Origin of the sequence: Pseudonocardia lacus, assembly GCF_018531445.1 — a bacterium.
GTDB lineage: Bacteria > Actinomycetota > Actinomycetes > Mycobacteriales > Pseudonocardiaceae > Pseudonocardia > Pseudonocardia lacus.
In genome coordinates, this window is sequence record NZ_JAHDTH010000168.1 from 1 (window position 1) to 18,503 (window position 18,503).

The following is an 18,503-nucleotide window of genomic DNA, read 5'->3' on the forward strand; positions in this document are numbered from 1 at the left end:
GACGCGCCACCCGCGGCGATGGTCGGCGCGGTCGGGGCGGGGGTGCGCAGCGGCAGCACGGGCGCCACGGGCTCGTCGGCCGGCGCCGCGCTGCCCCCGTCGGGGTGCTCGGTACCGGGCCCGGTGCCCGGGTCGTCGTCGAGGTCGCCGTCACGGTCCCGGTCGGGGTCGGCGTCGAACTCCCCGTCGGCGTCGGGGTCGAGCCCGGGCTCGGCGTCCCAGCCGGAGCCTGCGGTGGCCTCGGCCGGCTGCGGGCCCACGTCGGCCACCCACGCCGCCAGCATGGCGACCAGCTCGTCGTCCGGGCCGACCGGCTCGGGGTGCAGGTCGTCGCCGGTGAGCCGGCCGCTGGCGAGCGCCTCGATCAGCGCGTCGTCCGCGTCGAGGGCGTCGCGGTCGATCGGGGCCAGGTCGACCCTGGCCATCTCGATCTGCTCCATCTCCAGGCGCGCCGTGGCGTCGTCGTCGAGCTCGGCCCCGGCCGGGTGGAGGACCGGCGAGGGTCCCCCACCTCGGTCGCACGGGTCGGCATCGGCCTGGTCCACACCGGGACGGGAGGTGCGGAGGGGATCGGGTCCCTGGCCGGGCCCGTCGTCCTGGTCACCGCGCGGCACCCGCACCCTCCGTTCCTCGTGCTGCTCGTCCCGCTCGTACTGGCGGGTAGCGCGCGGGAAAGGCTACCCCGTCCGGTGCGCACACCGTGACTGATGAGTACTCGTCTCAGGCGGGCACAGCGTTTCCTCTGATCACGTCCGAGTAGAACAGCGCGCTGCCCTTGGGCGTCCGGTCGAGGGTGGCGTAATCGACGTGGACGATCCCGAAGCGCTTCGCGTAGCCCCAGGCCCACTCGAAGTTGTCCAGGAACGACCACACGTAGTAGGCGTTCACCGGGGCGCCCTCGCCGATGGCGCGGTGCACCGCGGCCAGGTGGGTGCGCAGGTACTCGATGCGGTCGGTGTCGAGCACGCGCCCGTCGTCGCCGACCACGTCGGGGAACGCCGCCCCGTTCTCGGTGACCATGAGGGCCAGCCCCGGGCGCTCCGCGGCCACCCGCAGCAGCAGCTCGGTCAGCCCGCGCGGGTCGATGCTCCAGCCCATGTCGGTCTTGGTGCCGTGCTGGATCGGGAACTCGACGTCCTCGCAGGCGATCCACGGGGTGGCCGCGCCGTCGCCGTGCCCGTCGGCCTGCTCCTTGGGCCGCTCGCGGGTCCAGTGCCGCACGATCGTGGGGGAGTAGTAGTTCAGCCCGAACGCGTCCAGCGGGGCGGCGATGACCTCCAGGTCGCCCGGCCGGACGAACGACCAGTCGGTCACCGCGGCGGTGTCGTCGAGGACGTCCTGCGGGTAGCGCCCGTGCAGCACCGGGTCGAGGAACAGCCGGTTCTGCAGGCCGTCGACCCGGCGCGCGGCGTCGGCGTCGCGGGCGGAGTCGGTCTCCGGCAGCACCCACGCCAGGTTGAGCGTGATGGCCACCTTGGCCGTCGGCGCGGCGGCCCGGATCGCGGCCGCGCCCAGGCCGTGGGCGAGGTTGAGGTGGTGCACCGCGGCCAGCGCGGCGGCGTCCTCGGTGCGCCCGGGCGCGTGCACGCCGCTGGCGTAGCCGAGGAACGCGCTGCACCAGGGCTCGTTGAGGGTGATGAACATGGGGACGCGGTCGCCCAGCGCGGCCGCGACGACGCCGGCGTACTCGCCGAAGCGCTCCGCGGTGCTGCGCGAGGTCCAGCCCCCCGCGTCCTCCAGCGCCTGGGGCAGGTCCCAGTGGTAGAGCGTGACCGAGGGCTGGATGCCGGCCGCGAGCAGCTCGTCGACCAGGTCGGAGTAGAACGCGAGGCCCTCGGCGTTGACCGGGCCGAGCGAGTCCGGGCCGACCTGCGGGGTGATCCGGTTCCAGGAGATCGAGAACCGGTAGGAGGTCAGGCCGAGCTCGGCCATCAGCGCGACGTCGTCGCGGAAGCGGTGGTAGTGGTCGTCGGCCACGTCGCCGTTCTCGCCGCCCTCCACCCGGCCCGGGGTGTGCGCGAAGGTGTCCCAGATCGACGGTGTGCGTCCGCCCTCCGCGACGGCCCCCTCCACCTGGTAGGAAGCGGTCGCCGAGCCCCAGAGGAATCCGGGCGGGAACTGCAGGGTCTCTGCGGCCGTGGCGTCCTGCGTCGTGGTCATCCGTCCTCTTCCGTCGTACGTGCGTGGTTGGGGTCTGCCGGGGGTCGTCCAGCGGTGCCGGTGGTGCGCCGCCCCCCGGTCGGCGCACCACCAGTGTCATCGAGGAATCGTCCCCCGGGTCAGCCCTTGACCGCGCCGGCGATGATCCCGCCCACGATCTGGCGACCCAGCAGCAGGAACACCACGATCACCGGCAGGGTGCCGACCAGCGTGCCGGCCATGATCACCGAGGTGTCCGGCACGTAGCCGCTGCCCAGGTTGTTCAGCGCGACCTGGATCGTCGGGTTCGACGAGTTCAGCACGATCACCGGCCAGAAGAAGTCGTTCCAGGCCGTCATGAACGTGAGCATCCCCAGCACCGCCATGCCCGGCCGGGCGATGGGCAGCACGATGCTCCAGAACGTGCGCAGCGAGGTCGCCCCGTCGACGCGGGCCGCCTCCAGCAGTTCGTCGGGCAGCGCGTCCTGCAGGTATTGGCGCATGAAGAACAGCCCGAAGGCCTGCACCAGCGTCGGCAGGATCACCGAGCTGAGCTCCCCGGCCAGGCCGAGGGTCGCCATGAGGCTGTAGAGCGGGACGACGCCCAGGCTCGGCGGGATCATCATGGTGCCCAGCGCGATCGCGAACAGCACGTTGTGGCCCCGGAAGCGCATCTTGGCGAAGGCGTAGCCGGCCAGCGTGCAGAAAACAACCGTGCTCAGCGTGATGATCCCGGCCACGATGAACGTGTTGACCAGCGCCAGGCCGATGGCCTGCTGCTCGACGGCCTTGACGATGTTGGACCACAGGTCCGGCCCGGGCAGCAGCGGCGGTGGCTGCTGGTTCATCTCCGCCATCGGCCGGCTGGCCGCGACGATCATGTAGTAGAACGGCGCGATGAAGATCACCGCGGTGGCGATCAGCGCCGCGTAGGTGAGCCAGCCGGCGCGGTCCACCGCGGCGCGGCCCCGCGGCGGTCGGGACGGTGGTGTCGTCCCGACCGCCGCGGCGGTCGCCGGTGGGAGGGTGGTGGTCACGAGGTCTTCACCCTCCCCTGGCGGCGGCGGGTCAGCCACGTGTTGAGCAGGACCAGGCCGACGATCAGCACGAACATCACCCAGGCGACGGCCGCGGCCCGCCCGAGCGCGTTGTAGGTCCAGCCCTGCTGGTACATGAACAGCCCGAGGGTCTGGTACTGGTTCACCGCGCCGCCGTCGGACTTGCCGCCGCCGAAGATCAGCGGCTCGCCGAAGACCTGGCTGGCGCCGATCGTGGACACCACGACGGTGAACAGGATGGTGGGGCGCAGCCCCGGCAGCGTGACGTGGCGGAACTGCTGCCACTTCGTGGCGCCGTCGAGCGTGGCGGCCTCGTAGAGGTCCTTGGAGATGGACTGCATGCCGGCCAGGTAGATCAGCGCGTTGTAGCCGGTCCACCGCCAGATGATGATCACCGAGATGGCGATCTGGGCGGTCCAGTCGCCGTTGCGCCAGTCGACCGCGTCGATGCCGACCAGCCCGAGCAGCCAGTTGAAGGCGCCGGCGTCGCGGCCGAAGAGCTGGGCGAACACCAGCGTCGCCGCCGCCACCGAGGTGGCGTACGGCATGATCATCGCGACCCGGAAGAACGTGCGCCCGCGCAGCTTGTAGTTCAGCAAGTGGGCCAGGCCCAGCGCGAGCAGCAGTTGGGGCACCGTGGACAGGATCCCGATGGTGAACGTCTTGAACAGCGCGTTGTAGAACTTCTCGTTGGTGAACAGCCAGATGAAGTTGTCCAGGCCGACCCACCTCATGCGGGAGCCGAGCCGGTACTGGTGCAGGCTGATCCAGGCGGTGTAGATCAGCGGGAACAGCCCGAACGCCAGGAACAGCAGGAAGAACGGCGCGACGTAGACGTAGGGGGCCGAGCGGCCCTCCCACCGGTAGAGGCGGGAGCGCCAGTCGGTGCGGCGGCGTGGGGACCCGCCCCCCGGGGGCGCCGAGCGCTCCCCGGGGGCCGGGCGTTCGAGGGAGAGGGTCACGCGCCGACCTGGTTGTTCACCTGCGTCCCGGCGGCCGTCCAGGCGTCGGCCGGGCTGACGCCGTTGGCCTCGACCGAGAGCAGGGCCTGCGCCATCGCGTTCTTCACCACGCCGTCGTTCGGGCCGAGGATCTGCACGGGCGCCGCCTGCGAGGACTTGGAGAAGATCTCGCCGATCGGGGCGTTGTTGAAGTACTCGTCGGTGGTGTCGGCGACGGCGGCGATGGCCTCGGTGGTCGACGGGAAGTTGCCGACCTCCTCGAAGACCTTGGCCTGCTGCTCGGGGGCGGTCAGCCAGGCGATCAGCTTGGCGGCCTCCTCCTTGTGCTCGCTCACCGCGGGGATGCCCAGGTAGGCGCCGCCCCAGTTGCCGCCGGCACCGCCGGGCAGGGTGGTGACGTTCCACTTGCCGGAGCCGGCGTCACCGGCCTTGCCCTTGATGTAGCCGATCATCCAGGACGGGCAGGCGATGGTGGCGAAGCTGCCCGAGGAGAAGCCGGCGTCCCAGCCCGGGTCGACGAACTGCTCCAGCTTGGCGGTCAGGCCGGCCTGGCCCGCCGCGGCCGCGGTGTCGAAGGCGTTCTTGACGGCCGGGTTGGTCTCGAAGACGAGGTTGCCGCCCTCGTCGTAGTAGATCTTCTCCTCGGTGGAGACCATGGCGTTGTAGAAGCCGCCCGCGGAGTCCATCCACGCGCTGCCGGCCGGGGCGCTGGCCTTGAACTCGTTGCCCAGCGCCACGTAGTCGTCCCAGCTCGACATGCGGGCGGCGAGCTGCTGCGGGTCGGTGGGCAGCCCGGCCTGCTGGAGCAGGTCGCTGCGGTAGCAGATGCCCATCGGGCCGATGTCGGTGCCGAGGCCGAGCACGGCGCCGTCCTCGGTGGTGGCGGCGGGCTCCTTCCACGGGATGTAGTTGGCGACGCTGTCCGCGGCCGGGGTCTCGCGCAGGTCGGTCCACAGGTCCTGCTGGTTCTGCACGACGTCGGCGATGCGGGCGACCTCGATGCCCTGGACGTCGGCGACGCCGCTGCCGGAGGCGAGCCGGGTCTGCAGGGCCGGCCAGTACTTGTCCTCGCCCTGGGTGGACTCGTAGGCGATCTTCACCCCGGGGTTGGCCGCCTCGTACTCCTTGAACAGCCCGACCTCGTCGTAGCCGAAGGTGCCGAACAGGCTGACCTTGAGCTCGACCGGACCGCCGCTCGCCGCGGGCTCGGCGGCTTCACCACCGCCACCGCCGCACGCGGACAGCACGAGCGCGCTGCTGAGCGCAACGGCCGCCAGCGCGATCGAGTTACTCCGTGGGGTCTGCATTGATCCTCCAAAGTCTGTGAGAGCGCTCTCTCAGCCGCAGGCGAGAATTCCGTCACAGCGGGGGAGCTGTCAAGAGAGCGCTCTCACCGTGACCGAACCGTGGCCGCTCCGGAGTAGTGCGTACCGACGAACGGCCCTACGCCATCACTGGCGCTGATGGTCGTCCGGAGGATCAGGCCGAGTCGCGGATGACCAGCTCGGTGTCCATGACCAGCGGCGGCAGCGCCTCGTCCGCCTCGATGCCGTCGAGCAGGCGCTCGGCGAGCGCGGCGCCCATGGCCACGATGGGCTGGCGGACGGTGGTGATGGCCGGGCGCGCCTCGGCGGCCAGCGGCGAGTCGTCGAACCCGACCACCGCGAGGTCCTCCGGCACGCGGCGGCCCAGGTCGCCGGCGGCCTGCAGGGCGCCCAGCGCCATCAGGTCGTTGGCCACGAACACCCCGTCGATGTCCGGGTCGGCCTCCAGCAGCCGGTGCATCGCCGCCCGGCCGCCGATCATGCTGAAGTCGCCGTCCTGCGCGCCGTGGCCGGCCATCCCGCGCGCGGCGAGCTCGTCGAAGAACCCGTCGTGCCGGTCGATGGCCGCGATCATGTCCATTGGGCCGGTGATGGTGGCCAGCCGGGTGCGCCCGCGCTCGGCCAGCAGCCGCACCGCCGAGCGGGCCCCGCCACGGTTGTCCGCGTCCACGTAGGACAGCCCGTCGACCGGCGAGAACGGCCGCCCGGACAGCATGACCGGGATCCCCGCGCGGAGCAGCCTGCGCGGCATCGGGTCGTCGCCGTGCAGCGACACCATGATCACGCCGTCGAGGTGGCCGCCGCGGGCGAAGCGCTCGAACCGGTCGCGGCCCTCGTCGCCGGTCAGCACGCTGAACACGAGCTGCACGTCGCGCTCGGCCAGCGCGGCGTGCGCGCCGCGCAGCACCAGCGAGAAGTACGGGTCGTCGAAGAAGCGGCCCTCGGACTCGGCGGCGACGATGGCGATCGAATCGCTGCGCCGGGTCATCAGCGAGCGGGCGGCGCGGTTGGTCACGTAGGACAGCTCCGCGGCGGCGCGCAGCACCGCTTCGCGGGCCTGCTCGCCGACCGTCGTCGCGCCGGACAGCACCCGGCCGGCGGTGGCCCGGGACACGCCGGCCCGCTCGGCCACCGACTCGAGGGTCGGTGCCCGTCCCGTGGGTCGTGCCATGCGCACAGGATTGCAGCCCGCCACCCGGACGTGCCCCGCGGCGCGCGTGATCGGCGCCGAGGATCACCCGTGCGCAGGCTCCCCGGCGCCGGGGGAGGGCGGCCACGCGTCCAGGGCGAGGCGCGTCCGGAAGCTGCGCGGTCGGCCGGTGACGGGGTCGGTGAACTCCAGCGTGCTGGCCAGCAGCTGCAGCGGGGCGGTGAAGTCGTCGAGGGGGCGCTCGTCGAGCACGGGGTAGAAGTCGTCGCCCAGGATGGGCACGCCCAGCCCGGCCATGTGCAGGCGCAGCTGGTGGGTGCGCCCGGTGCGCGGGGTCAGCCGGTAGCGGGCCAGCCCGCCGCGCACCTCCGCCAGCTCGACGAGCGTCTCGGCGTTCGGTTCGCCGGGCACCTCGGTGGCCACCACCACGCCGCGCTCCTTGACGATCCGGGACCGGACGGTGCGCGGCAGCTCCAGTGAGGGGTCGTGGCGGGCGAGGGCCTGGTAGGTCTTGCGGACGGCCCGGTCGCGGAAGAGCGTCTGGTAGGCGCCGCGGTGCTCCCGGGAGACCACGAACATCAGCAGCCCGGCGGTCATCCGGTCGAGCCGGTGCGCGGCGCTCAGCTCGGGCAGGTCGAGGTCGCGGCGCAGGCGGACCAGCGCGGTCTCCACGATGTGGCTGCCGCGCGGGATGGTGGCCAGGAAGTGCGGCTTGTCGACGACCACGAGGTGCTCGTCGCGGTGCACGACGCCGATGTCGAACGGCACGGGCACCTCGACCGGAAGGTCGCGGTGGAACCACAGGTAGGTGCCCGGCACGTAGGGGGCGTCGGGCGCGAGCGGGCCGGCCGCGTCGACGATCAGGCGCTCGCGCAGCATCGCGTCGATGCGCTCGGGCGGCACCCGGGGCAGCCGTTCGACGAGGTGGTCGCGCATCGTCGCCCAGGACGCCTCGACCGGGGTGCGCAGGCGCACCGCGTCCAGGCCGTGGCGCTGGGGCAGCGGTGAGGAGGGCACGCGCCTGCCCCGGCGCGCGGTACTGCCGGCACCGCGGGTGCGCGGCCTCACAGCTCCTTGCGGATCCGCTCCAGCAGCGTCGCGGTGCGTGCCGGCGGCTCGACCTGGGCCACGAGCCGATCCATGACCAGCGCGTAGTGCTCGACGTCGGCGCGCTTGTCCAGGTAGAGGGCGCTGGTGAGCTGCTCGAGGTAGACGATGTCGGGCAGGTCGGGCTGGGCGAAGCGCAGCAGCGTGAACGGCCCGCCCGCGGCCGGGTGGCCGCCGTAGCTCAGCGGGGCGATCTGCAGCGACACGTTCGGCCGCTCGTTGATGTCCAGCAGGTGGGTGAGCTGGTCGCGGGCCAGGTCGGGGCCGCCGATGGAGCGGCGCAGCGCCGCCTCGTCGATGACCGCCCACAGGGTGGGCGCGCCCTCGGCGGTGAGCAGCTCCTGGCGGCGCATCCGCAGCTCGACGCGGCGCTCGATCTCCTCGGCGCGGCTGACCGCGAGCTGGGTGACGGCGCGGGCGTACTCGCGGGTCTGCAGCAGGCCGGGGACGAACTGCAGCTCGTAGGTCCGGATGACCGCGGCGGCCTGCTCGAGGCCGAGGTAGGTCTCGAACCAGTTGGGCAGCAGGTCGGCGTAGCGGTGCCACCAGCCGGGGGCGTTGGCCTTGCGCACGAGCTCGAGGAACTCGGCGCGCTCGGCGTCGTCGGTGACCTTGTACAAGGTCAGCAGGTCGGCGACGTCGCGCTCCTTGAAGCTGACCCGACCCAGCTCCAGACGACTGATCTTGGCCGTGGAGGCGCGGATCGCGTCGCCGGCCACCTCGCGGGTGATGCCGGCCAGTTCGCGGCGCCTGCGCAGCTCGGCGCCCAGGCCCATCCGCAGCACGGTCGGACCCGACGTGACGCCGTTCTCGGCGTTCGGACCGCCCGTGAGCGGTTCGTGGTTCCTCGCCACGTTCATCGCTGTAACCGCGCTCTCCCCTGGAGGATCGATGCTCGAACCCGTGCTTCGCTCAGCTCAGCCGCTCGCTCAGCGCAGTGGCCCGCTTCACTCTGCCGGGTCCCCGGGCCGGAAGCAAGTCGATGGTCAACCGCTGTCCGGTCAGAAGTCCGATGGCGGTGGGTAGCGGTCTCGACCATCCCGGTGAGCTGCGCTGTTCAGGCCGGGGAGTCCGATGTGGGCGGCAGTGTGTTCATCATCATGTCGCGGACCCGTAACGCGGCGCCAGGTCGTCGAACTCGCCGGCGCGCACGCCCGCGATGAACGCGGCGATCTCGGCGCGCGTGTAGAGCAGGACGGGTCCCTCCGGGCTGCGGGAGTTGCGCACGGCGACCCTCCCGCCCGGCAGTTCGGCCAGCTCGACGCAGTTGCCGGTGGGGTTGCTCGCGGTGCTCTTCCGCCACCTGGCGTAGCGCGATGTTGTGTGCACGTGCAGATGCTCATGCATCGGAACTTGCGAATGCAAGGCCGAGTAGCCACGATAGGGCGACGGGTCGACTCCGTGAGGTCGGCGGTCGATGGGATCGGAGAAGTGCATGACGGAGGGCGGGAGGCTGGCCGCCGAGCTGGCACCGATGGTGGACGTCTGGCAGAAGCTGCTGGACCAGCACGTGCCCGATCGCACGGGGCGCTGTCGCACCTGCACCAAGGGCGGCACCGGTCTGCCCGGCGTGCGCTGGCCCTGCTCACTGCACGGCATCGCCGACGCGGCGCGTCGGTCGCACAGCGGCGGGCACTGAGCCCGCGCTGGAGTACGCACTGGAGTACGCACCGAGTGCGCACCGAGTACGCACTGAGCTCCCGGCGGCTGCGCCGGGGCTCCGAGGCCGTCCCGCGCCGGAACGAGCGGCGCGGACCGCGTCCGGTCGGCTCCGGTCCGGAGGGGGACCGGGGTCGACCGGGGTGGTCCGGTCGCACCACCCGAACGGTCAGGATCGTCACGACCGTCGGGACGGTCAGGCCAGCCACTCCAGCGCCGCCGCCGCCGTCCAGGACTGGTCGCGGCTGCCCAGCGGCTCGCCGGTGATCGGCTCGTAGTACTCGGCGAAGGTCAGGTCGGCCAGTTGGTCGAGGGAGGCGTCGCGCAGCACCCAGCGCAGGTCCCACGCGCTGTCGCGGATCGAGGCCCAGCCCAGCAGCAGGTTGAGGAACGGCCACACCGGCCCCCGCCAGTAGGTCCGGCGGCGGAAGTCCGGGCTGACCGGCGACGTCGAGGGCGGCAGCGGGAAGCGCAGCGCCGGGTGGCCCATCCACTGCTCGCCCAGCAGCAGGCTGCGCTGGCGGGTGAGCAGGCCCTCGTCGCCGCCGGCGACCAGCGGCGCGAAGCCGGCCACGGTGAGCGGGGCCACCCACTCCTGGGCCAGGACGTCCCAGTCGCGGGCCAGGCCGGTGGTCGCGTCGACGGTGGACGCCACGCCGGTGCGGAAGCGCCGGGCGACCGCGCGCTGCTCGTCGGCGTCGGCGTCGCGGCCCAGTTCCTCGCCGATGTCGGCGAGCACCTCGGCCGCGGCGGCCAGGATCGCGGAGAAGAACACGTCGCGGACGCGGAAGTCGACGGTCTCGCGCACCCGGTCGTCGTCGAAGCCGACGGCCCGCATCTGGTCGACCAGCCACAGGTAGCGGCGGTACTCCTCGTCGGTCGGGCGCTCGGCGGCGTCCTCGACGTGGGTGGTGTCGCGGCGGGTGAAGGGGGCCACCGGGCCCGGTGTGACGCGGGAGTACGGCGCGTCCCAGCGCGGGGAGTTGTCGAAGCCGGACTCCCAGCTGTGGTGGATCTCGACGAGCCCGACGCCGTCCGGGTCGCGGGCGCGGACCAGCCACCGGTGCCAGGCCAGCAGGGCGTCGAAGGTCTCCGCGGCGAAGACCTCGGCGGTCTCCTGGATCGTCCCGCCCTGCTCGCGGCCGCGGTCGAGGACGTGGCGCACCGCGATCGCGTGCACCGGCGGCTGGCAGATGCCGCTGGTGCGCCGGCCAGCCGGGCGGGCGGGGGCGTCGTCGGTGCCCCACCGGTCGGGGCCGGGGAAGTAGTCGGCGGCGCCGGGGGAGAACACGATGTGCGGGACCATCCCGGTGCTCCACTGGGCACCGAGCAGGCTGCGCAACTCGACGGCCGCGCGCGGCACGTCCACGCGGGACAGCCCGATGGCGATGAAGGCCGAGTCCCAGCTCCACTGGTGCGGGTAGAGCCCGGGTGCGGCCACGGTCGCCGAGCCGAGGTCGTTGCGGCGCAGGACCTCGGCCGCGGCGCGGCGCAGTACGGCGACATCGAGCACGGGACCGTCCACTGTCGTGCGGGTCACGGCGGTCCCCCCGAGCCGGTCGGCAGCGGCCCAGTGTAGGGCGTCGGGCGCCGATCCCGTACCCCCGCGAACGGCGGACCGGCGCCCGCGTCGACCGAAGTGGACGATCAACCGGAGCGGGCGCGCAGCCCGAGCAGCGGACCCACCGCCACGAGCGCGACCCCGGCGGCGGCGACCGGTCCGGGCGGCGGTCCGCCCAGCAGCGGTCCCGCGACCGCGGCGGCGGCCGGCGCGACCCCGGTCAGCAGGCCCGCCCTCGCCGATCCGATCGCGCCGACCGTGGAGTACCAGAGCACGAACGCGAGGGCGGTGACCACGACCGCGAGGTAGGCCGTGGCCATCCATTCGGTGGGGCCGAGGGCGAGGACGGCGGCCGGCCCCTCGGTGCCGAGCCCGACCGCGGCCAGCGCCACCGCGGCGATCCAGCACGCGTGCACCGAGACGCCCCAGGCGCCGAGCCTGCCCAGCACCGGCACCGCGAGCAGGGTGAACCCGACCTCGCAGGCCAGCGTCAGGGCCGCCCAGGCCAGGCCGGTCGCGTCGCTGCGTCCGCCGCCCTGGATCAGCGCCGCGCCCGCGGTGACCGCCGCGGCGGCCAGCACGACCGCGGGGACGGGCCGTCGACCGGCCAGCAGCGGTCCGACCAGCGCGAGCAGGATCGGCGCGCCGGCCACGGCCACGGCGAGCACAGCGGGCTCGGCGTGCTCGGAGCCGCGCACGAGGGCGACGTTGAACAGCACCAGCCCGGAACCGGCCACGGCCGTCAGCCACGCCCACTCGGCGCCGCGCGGGCGGGGGACGGTGCGGCCGGCGAGGCGGGCCAGGCCGAGCAGCAGCACCGCCGCCACGGCGTAACGCACGGCCTGCACGGTGAACAGCGGGGCGCTGGTGAGCAGCCCGGAGACCGCGACGCTGCCGCCGACGCAGGCCATGCCGATGGCGCCGGGGAGGCTGAGGCGCAGCAGGCCGGGGGCGGGGACGGGTGCGGTGGACTGTGGTGGGGAGGTCGTCGTTCGGGGCACGCCGTCATGCTCGGGCCCGTATGGTCCACTCGACAGGGCCAAGTTCGGCCGCGTCTGATGGACCATTCCCGCCGCGGGCCATCATGGTGGGAGCACTCGGACGGGCGGGACGGGGCGGGTGGAGGGGCATGGCCGGCGGCACCGACTTCCTCCAGCTCGACGCCGGCGGAGCGCCGCGCGGCGGGCTCACGGCCTGGCTGACCGACGCCCTGCGCTCGGCCGCGGCCGACGGCAGGCTGCGGGTGGGCGACCGGCTGCCCTCCTCCCGGCTGCTCGCCACCGACCTGGGCGTCTCCCGCGGGGTCGTCGTCGCGGCCTACCAGCGGCTGGTCGACGAGGGGGTGGCCGTGGCCGACGGCGCGCGCGGCACGGTCGTGGCCGTGGCGCCGCACCGGTCCCCGCCGCCCCCGCCCCCCACCGCGCCCACCGGCGCCGACTTCGACCTGTCGCCGGGGGTGCCCGACCTGTCGGCGTTCCCGCGCACGGCCTGGCTGCGCGCCGAGCGGGCGGTGCTGGCCTCGGCCGGCCCGGCCGACCTGGGTTACGGCGACCCGCAGGGCAACCCCGTCCTGCGTGCCGTGCTGGCCCGGTGGCTGCGCCGGGTGCGCGGGGTGCGCGCCGAGGCCGAGGACATCGTCGTGGTCGCCGGCGTCGCGCAGGCGATCGCGCTGGTGGCCCAGGTGCTGCGCAACCGGGGGGCCGACTCGGTCGCCGTGGAGGACCCGGGTTCGCGCGGCGCGCACGACGAGCTCGCGCACTGGGGCCTCACGCCGGTCCCGGTACCGGTGGACGGCGAGGGCATCGACGTCGCCGCGCTGGCCCGCACCGGCGAGTCGGTGGTGCTGGTGACCCCGGCCCACCACTTCCCGACCGGTGTCGTGCTGGCCCCCGGCAGGCGCCGCGAGCTGCTCGCCCCGAGCACCGGCGTCGAGCTCGTCGTCGAGGACGACTACGACGCCGAGCACCGCTACGACCGGGCGCCCGTGCCGGCCCTGCAGGCGATGGCGCCCGACCGCGTCGTGCACACCGGCAGCGTGTCCAAGACGCTCGCCCCGGCCATGCGGCTGGGCTGGATGATCGTTCCCGCCCGGCTGCGCACCGAGGTGGTGACCCAGAAGTACATGTCCGACCTGGGCAACGCCGCGCTGCCCCAGCTCGTGCTGGCCGAGCTGATGGAGTCCGGCGAGCTGGAGCGCCACCTGCGCCGGGTGCGCGCGCGCCAGCGCCGCCGTCGCGACGCCATGCTGGGCGCGCTGACCGAGCACCTGCCCGGGGCCACCGTGCACGGCGTCGCCGCCGGGCTGCACCTGATGGTCACCTTCCCCGAGCGGCCCGGCGCCGCCCGGCTCGACGACGTGGCGCTGGCGGAGCGGGCACGCGCGGCGGGCGTCGTCGTGCACCCGCTCTCACGCCACCGCTGGAGCGAAGGGCCGGGGGGTCTGGTCCTGGGCTACGCGGCCCATCCGCCCGACCGGATCCGCGCCGCGATCGCCCGGCTCGGGCGCAGCCTGCCCGGGCCGCGTTAGCCCGTCCCGCGCATTACGACCGGGTAGCGGTCGGCGCAAGGCCTTGACGGCGCGGATTGTTAGCGCTCACAATCCGCCCCGACCGTGTGACCCGTCACACCCCCCTATGCCCGACGATGAGCACCAGGAGGCGCGCGTGCGCTGGACAACCGAGTCCACCCCGAGGTCCACCTTCCGCAGGCGCGGCGTGCGGCTGGCCGCGGCCGCCGTGCTGGCGCTGACCCTCGCCGCGTGCGGCAACGGCGGCGCCGACGCCGGCGGTGGGAGCGCTCCCGCCGACGCCGGCGACTCCGGCGGGGAGTCCATCGTGATGGGCTTCTCCCAGGTCGGCGCCGAGAGCGGCTGGCGGACCGCCAACACCAAGTCCGTGCAGGAGTCGGCCGAGGAGGCCGGCATCGAGCTGCAGTTCTCCGATGCGCAGCAGAAGCAGGAGAACCAGATCAAGGCCATCCGCAACTTCATCCAGCAGCAGGTGGACGTGATCGCGTTCAGCCCGGTGGTGGAGTCCGGGTGGGACCCGGTGCTGCAGGAGGCCAAGCGCGCCGGCATCCCGGTCATCCTGACCGACCGGGCGGTCGACTCGGCCGACACCAGCCTCTACGCCACCTTCCTCGGCTCGGATTTCATCGAGGAGGGCAAGAAGGCCGGCCAGTGGCTGCTGGAGCAGCCGGAGAGCAGTGCCGGACCGGTCAACATCGTCGAGCTGCAGGGCACGACCGGCTCGGCGCCGGCCATCGACCGGCAGGAGGGGTTCGCCGAGGTCATCGCGGCCAACCCGAACCTGAAGGTCGTCGCCTCGCAGACCGGTGACTTCACCCGCTCCGGCGGCAAGCAGGTCATGGAGGCGTTCCTCAAGTCCAACCCGGACATCGACGTGCTCTACGCGCACAACGACGACATGGGCCTGGGCGCGATCGAGGCGATCGAGGCGGCCGGCAAGGTCCCCGGCCAGGACATCAAGATCATCACGGTGGACGCGGTCAAGGACGGCATGCAGGCCCTGGCCGACGGCAAGATCAACTACATCGTGGAGTGCAACCCGCTGCTCGGCCCGCAGCTGATGGACCTGGCGAAGAAGGTCGTCGCCGGTGAGCAGATCCCGCCGCGGGTCGTCACCGAGGAGACCACCTTCGACCAGGCGGCGGCCAAGGAGGCGCTGCCCACGCGGCAGTACTGACGCCTCGACCGCAACCGACCGCACGGAGATCGGGACGCACCGATGACTGCAGTACCGCAACCGGGCCCGGACGCCGCGCCGCTGCTGGAGATGACCGGCATCAGCGTGGCGTTCGGGCCCGTGCGCGCCCTCGACGGGGTCGACTTCCGGCTGCGCGCCGGCGAGGTGCACGCGCTGATGGGCGAGAACGGCGCCGGCAAGTCGACGCTGATCAAGGCGCTGACCGGGGTCCACCCGCTGGACGCGGGCCGGGTCGTGCTCGACGGCGCCGAGGTCGCGTTCAGCGGCCCGGCGCAGGCGCAGGCGGCCGGCATCAGCACCGTGTACCAGGAGGTCAACCTCTGCCCGAACCTCTCCGTGGCGGAGAACCTGCTGCTCGGCCGGGAGCCGCGGCGGTGGGGCCGCATCGACGGGCGGGGGGTGCGCAAGCGGGCCCGCGAGGTGCTGGCCCGCCTGCACCTGGACGTCGATCCGGCCTCACCGCTGGGCAGCCACTCGATCGCCGTGCAGCAGCTGGTCTCCATCGGGCGGGCGGTGCAGGTGGACTGCAAGGTCCTGATCCTGGACGAGCCCACCTCCAGCCTGGACGCCGACGAGGTGGCCGAGCTGTTCCGGGTGGTCTCCGGCCTGCGCGCGGAGGGCGTGGCCATCCTGTTCGTCACGCACTTCCTCGACCAGGTCTACGCCATCTCCGACCGCACGACCGTGCTGCGCAACGGCCGGCTCGTGGGGGAGTACCGCACCGCCGAGCTGCCGCGCCTGCAGCTGGTCTCGGCGATGGTCGGGCGCGAGCTGGAGGCGCTCGAGCAGCTCGACCGGGCGCCGGCCGCGCCGGCCCCGGAGGCGGTCGAGCCCGTGGTGGCCGCGTCCGGGCTGGGCCGGCGGGGCGCGATCGAGCCGGTCGACCTCGCGGTGCGCCCGGGCGAGGTCGTCGGGCTGGCCGGGCTGCTCGGCTCCGGGCGCACCGAGCTCGCCCGGCTGCTGTTCGGCGCCGACCGCGCCGACACCGGCCAGATCACCATCGACGGCCGGGTCGTGCCGATGCGCACCCCGCGCGACGCCATCGGCAGCGGCGTGGCCTTCACCTCGGAGAACCGCGGCGCCGAGGGTGTGGTCGCCGACCTGACGGTGCGCGACAACATCGTGCTCGCCATGCAGGCCGCCCGGGGCCTGCGCCGCATCCCCGGGCGCACCCAGGAGGAGGTGGCGGCGCGCTGGATCGAGGTGCTCGACATCCGCCCGCCCGACCCGGACGCGCTGCTGCGCAACCTCTCCGGGGGCAACCAGCAGAAAGTGCTGCTGGCCCGGTGGTTGGCGACGGGCCCACGGCTGCTCATCCTGGACGAGCCCACCCGCGGCATCGACATCGGCGCCAAGGCGCAGATCCAGGCGCTGGTCGCCGACCTGGCCGGGCAGGGCATGGCGGTGGTCTACATCTCCGCCGAGCTGGAGGAGGTGGTCCGGTTGGCCGACCGGGTGCTGGTGCTGCGGGACCGCCGCCCCGTCGCCGAGCTGACCGGCGAGGACGTGGAGGTGGACCGGGTGATGGAGCTGATCGCCACCGGGCACGCCGACCCGCCGGGCACCGGCGGCGCGGAGTGGGAGTACGGGCGAGCCGATGCGTGAGCTGTGGCGCAAGCCGTTCTGGCCGCTGGTCGTCCTGCTGCTGCTGAACCTGGCCCTGGCGCCGGGGTTCTTCGCGGTGCGCGTGCAGGACGGCCGGCTCTACGGCAGCGTGATCGACATCCTGCACAACGGCGCCCCGGTGGCGCTGATGGCGCTGGGCATGACCCTGGTGATCGCCACCCGCGGCATCGACCTGTCGGTCGGCGCGATCGTGGCGATCGCCGGTGCGACCACCTGCGCGTGGATCGCGGCCAGCCCCGACCCGACCTCGCCCGGCGCCGCCCTGGAGGGCATCGGCATCGCGCTCGGCCTGTCGGTCGCGCTGGGCGCCTGGAACGGCTTCCTGGTCTCCGTGCTGGGCATCCAGCCGATCATCGCGACGCTGGTCCTGATGACCGCCGGGCGAGGGCTGGCCCAGCTGATCACCGACGGCCAGATCGTCACCGTCAACAACCCGCTGTTCTCCGACATCGCCGGCGGCGAGCTGCTCGCGGTGCCGCTGACCGTCGTCGTCGCGGCGGCGGTCTACGCCCTGGTCGCCCTGGCCACCCGGGCCACCGCGCTCGGCACCCTGGTCGAGGCGGTCGGGATCAACCCCGCGGCCAGCCGGTTGGCCGGCGTGCGGGCGCGCGTGCTGATCTGGACGGTCTACGTCTTCTCCGCGCTGTGCGCGGGCGTGGCCGGGTTGATGATCAGCTCGAACATCAACGCCGCGGACGCCAACCGGGCCGGGCTCTGGCTGGAGCTGGACGCCATCCTGGCCGTGGTCATCGGCGGCACCTCGCTGGCCGGGGGCAGGTTCTCCATCGTCGGCACGCTGTTCGGGGCGCTGACCATCCAGACCCTCAACACCACCGTGCTCACCCTGGGCATCCCGCCGGACGTCTCGCTGGTGTTCAAGGCCGTCGTGGTGATCGCGGTCTGCCTGATGCAGTCGCCGCGCACCTACGAGCTGCTGGCCGGCCGGCGTCGCAAGCGGCCACCGGCCGCGCCACCGGGGGAGGCCACCCCGCCCGAGCCGCGGCCGGTCGAGCGGCCCGTGGAGAGGAGCACGTCGTGACCACCGCCCCGCCCCCCGTCGTCGGACCGGTCGCCACCGGCCCCGGGCGGCGCCTCGGGGTGCCGACCCGGTTCGTCCCGGTGCTGGTCACCGTGGGGCTGCTGGTGGCCCTGTTCGCCGTCGGCAGCCTGCGCTACCGCAAGTTCGCCTCCGGCCAGGTGATGCTCAACCTGCTGATCGACAACTCGTTCCTGATCGTGCTGGCCGTCGGGATGACCTTCGTGATCCTCACCGGCGGCATCGACCTGTCGGTCGGCTCGGTGGTGGCGCTGACGACCATGGTCACCGCGTCCGGGCTGCGCGCCGGCTGGTCGGCGCCGGTGGTGATCATCGGGGTGCTGGTCGGGGGCACGCTGTTCGGGCTGGCCATGGGCGCGGTCGTCCACTACCTGGACATCCAGCCGTTCATCGTGACGCTGGCCGGGCTGTTCCTGGCCCGCGGGCTCTGCTACATCATCGACCTCAACTCCATCCCGATCACCGACCCGACGTTCTCGGCCATCGCCTCGGCGTCGATCCCGCTGGGCGGGCGACTGTTCCTCACCCCGCCCGCGGTGCTCGCGCTGGTCGTGGTGGCGGTGGGGGCGTACGTGCTGCACCTGACCCGGTTCGGCCGCACCGTCTACGCGGTGGGCGGCAACGAGCAGTCGGCGCTGCTGATGGGGTTGGCGGTCGGGCGGGCCCGGGTCGGGGTCTACGCCATCAGCGGGTTCTGCTCCGCGCTGGCCGGGCTCATGTTCAGCCTCTACCTGCTGTCGGGCTACAGCCTCAACGCGGTGGGCATGGAGCTCGACGCCATCGCCGCCGTGGTGATCGGCGGCACCCTGCTCACCGGCGGTTCGGGCTACGTGCTCGGCTCGCTGCTGGGCGTGCTGGTGCTGGGCCTGGTGCAGACGATCATCTCGTTCGAGGGCACGCTCAGCTCCTGGTGGACGAAGATCGTCATCGGGTTGCTGCTGCTGGTCTTCGTGGTGCTGCAGCGCCTGCTCGGCACCGGCCCGCGCCGCGGCCGGGCGCCCGCGGCCCCGCCACCGGCGGCCGCGGCGGAGGGCGGATGAGGCAGTGGTGATGCACCGGTGAGGCACTGGCGGCACTGGCGCCGACGTCGGCGCGCGCGTCCCGGCGGCCACCCGCGCTCCGACGGCCCGGCCC

At 73.4% G+C, this 18,503-nt stretch carries 16 protein-coding genes and 1 pseudogene; 6 read left to right on the forward strand and 11 right to left on the reverse strand.

Annotated features, from left to right (window positions below):
• The 9 genes and pseudogenes from KIK08_RS28370 to KIK08_RS28410 form a co-directional block, all read right to left on the reverse strand.
• Positions 1 to 545, reverse strand: a pseudogene (locus tag KIK08_RS28370) (hypothetical protein); the annotation flags it as partial.
• Positions 546 to 720: 175 nt separating this feature from the next.
• Positions 721 to 2,160, reverse strand: coding sequence for a GH1 family beta-glucosidase (locus KIK08_RS28375; RefSeq protein WP_214406340.1), 1,440 nt, complete (start codon positions 2,158 to 2,160; stop codon positions 721 to 723).
• A 119-nt stretch (positions 2,161 to 2,279) separates the two neighbouring features.
• Positions 2,280 to 3,176, reverse strand: a complete 897-nt coding sequence (locus KIK08_RS40390) for a carbohydrate ABC transporter permease (RefSeq protein WP_214406341.1) — start codon at positions 3,174 to 3,176, stop codon at positions 2,280 to 2,282.
• Positions 3,173 to 4,159 carry a carbohydrate ABC transporter permease gene (locus KIK08_RS28385; protein WP_214406342.1) on the reverse strand — a complete coding sequence of 329 codons (987 nt, stop codon included), beginning with the start codon at positions 4,157 to 4,159 and terminating at the stop codon, positions 3,173 to 3,175. The genes KIK08_RS40390 and KIK08_RS28385 overlap by 4 nt, the downstream gene beginning before the upstream one ends.
• Positions 4,156 to 5,466: an extracellular solute-binding protein gene (locus KIK08_RS28390; protein WP_214406343.1), complete on the reverse strand. Its 1,311-nt coding sequence runs from the start codon at positions 5,464 to 5,466 to the stop codon at positions 4,156 to 4,158. Before KIK08_RS28390 ends, KIK08_RS28385 begins: the two co-directional genes overlap by 4 nt.
• Positions 5,467 to 5,638: 172 nt before the next feature.
• Positions 5,639 to 6,655 (reverse strand): LacI family DNA-binding transcriptional regulator, encoded by a 1,017-nt coding sequence (locus KIK08_RS28395; RefSeq protein WP_214406344.1) that lies wholly within the window; start codon positions 6,653 to 6,655, stop codon positions 5,639 to 5,641.
• A gap of 63 nt (positions 6,656 to 6,718) precedes the next feature.
• Positions 6,719 to 7,651: a pseudouridine synthase gene (locus KIK08_RS28400; protein ID WP_308257942.1), complete on the reverse strand. Its 933-nt coding sequence runs from the start codon at positions 7,649 to 7,651 to the stop codon at positions 6,719 to 6,721.
• 47 nt (positions 7,652 to 7,698) lie between these two features.
• The gene (locus tag KIK08_RS28405) at positions 7,699 to 8,601 is read right to left on the reverse strand and encodes a Sco1979 family transcriptional regulator (RefSeq protein ID WP_214406345.1); all 903 of its coding nucleotides are present in this window, start codon (positions 8,599 to 8,601) and stop codon (positions 7,699 to 7,701) included.
• A gap of 238 nt (positions 8,602 to 8,839) precedes the next feature.
• Complete coding sequence (locus KIK08_RS28410; RefSeq protein ID WP_308257943.1) at positions 8,840 to 9,070, reverse strand: DUF397 domain-containing protein; 231 nt, start codon at positions 9,068 to 9,070, stop codon at positions 8,840 to 8,842.
• Positions 9,071 to 9,176: 106 nt separating this feature from the next.
• Here KIK08_RS28410 and KIK08_RS28415 point away from each other — a divergent pair, with 106 nt between their 5' ends.
• Complete coding sequence (locus tag KIK08_RS28415; protein WP_214406347.1) at positions 9,177 to 9,380, forward strand: hypothetical protein; 204 nt, start codon at positions 9,177 to 9,179, stop codon at positions 9,378 to 9,380.
• A gap of 216 nt (positions 9,381 to 9,596) precedes the next feature.
• Here the strand turns inward: KIK08_RS28415 and ggh are convergent, their stop codons facing one another.
• Positions 9,597 to 10,940: a glucosylglycerate hydrolase gene (gene ggh / locus KIK08_RS28420; RefSeq protein ID WP_308257944.1), complete on the reverse strand. Its 1,344-nt coding sequence runs from the start codon at positions 10,938 to 10,940 to the stop codon at positions 9,597 to 9,599.
• 107 nt (positions 10,941 to 11,047) lie between these two features.
• Positions 11,048 to 11,962, reverse strand: a complete 915-nt coding sequence (locus KIK08_RS28425; protein WP_214406348.1) for an EamA family transporter — start codon at positions 11,960 to 11,962, stop codon at positions 11,048 to 11,050.
• A gap of 128 nt (positions 11,963 to 12,090) precedes the next feature.
• Here KIK08_RS28425 and pdxR point away from each other — a divergent pair, with 128 nt between their 5' ends.
• The 5 genes from pdxR to yjfF all read left to right on the forward strand — a co-directional run bounded on the left by pdxR (position 12,091) and on the right by yjfF (position 18,409).
• A complete protein-coding gene (pdxR, locus tag KIK08_RS28430; RefSeq protein ID WP_214406349.1) occupies positions 12,091 to 13,488 on the forward strand; it encodes a MocR-like pyridoxine biosynthesis transcription factor PdxR in 1,398 nt (465 codons plus the stop codon).
• Positions 13,489 to 13,624: 136 nt separating this feature from the next.
• A complete protein-coding gene (locus tag KIK08_RS28435; protein ID WP_408004744.1) occupies positions 13,625 to 14,665 on the forward strand; it encodes an ABC transporter substrate-binding protein in 1,041 nt (346 codons plus the stop codon).
• A 42-nt stretch (positions 14,666 to 14,707) separates the two neighbouring features.
• Positions 14,708 to 16,291, forward strand: a complete 1,584-nt coding sequence (locus tag KIK08_RS28440) for a sugar ABC transporter ATP-binding protein (protein WP_250557979.1) — start codon at positions 14,708 to 14,710, stop codon at positions 16,289 to 16,291.
• On the forward strand, positions 16,284 to 17,351 hold the full coding sequence (locus KIK08_RS28445; RefSeq protein WP_214406351.1) for an ABC transporter permease: 1,068 nt from the start codon (positions 16,284 to 16,286) through the stop codon (positions 17,349 to 17,351). The genes KIK08_RS28440 and KIK08_RS28445 overlap by 8 nt, the downstream gene beginning before the upstream one ends.
• A gap of 59 nt (positions 17,352 to 17,410) precedes the next feature.
• Positions 17,411 to 18,409, forward strand: coding sequence for a galactofuranose ABC transporter, permease protein YjfF (gene yjfF / locus KIK08_RS28450; protein WP_308257945.1), 999 nt, complete (start codon positions 17,411 to 17,413; stop codon positions 18,407 to 18,409).
• The last annotated feature ends 94 nt before the right edge of the window (positions 18,410 to 18,503 follow it).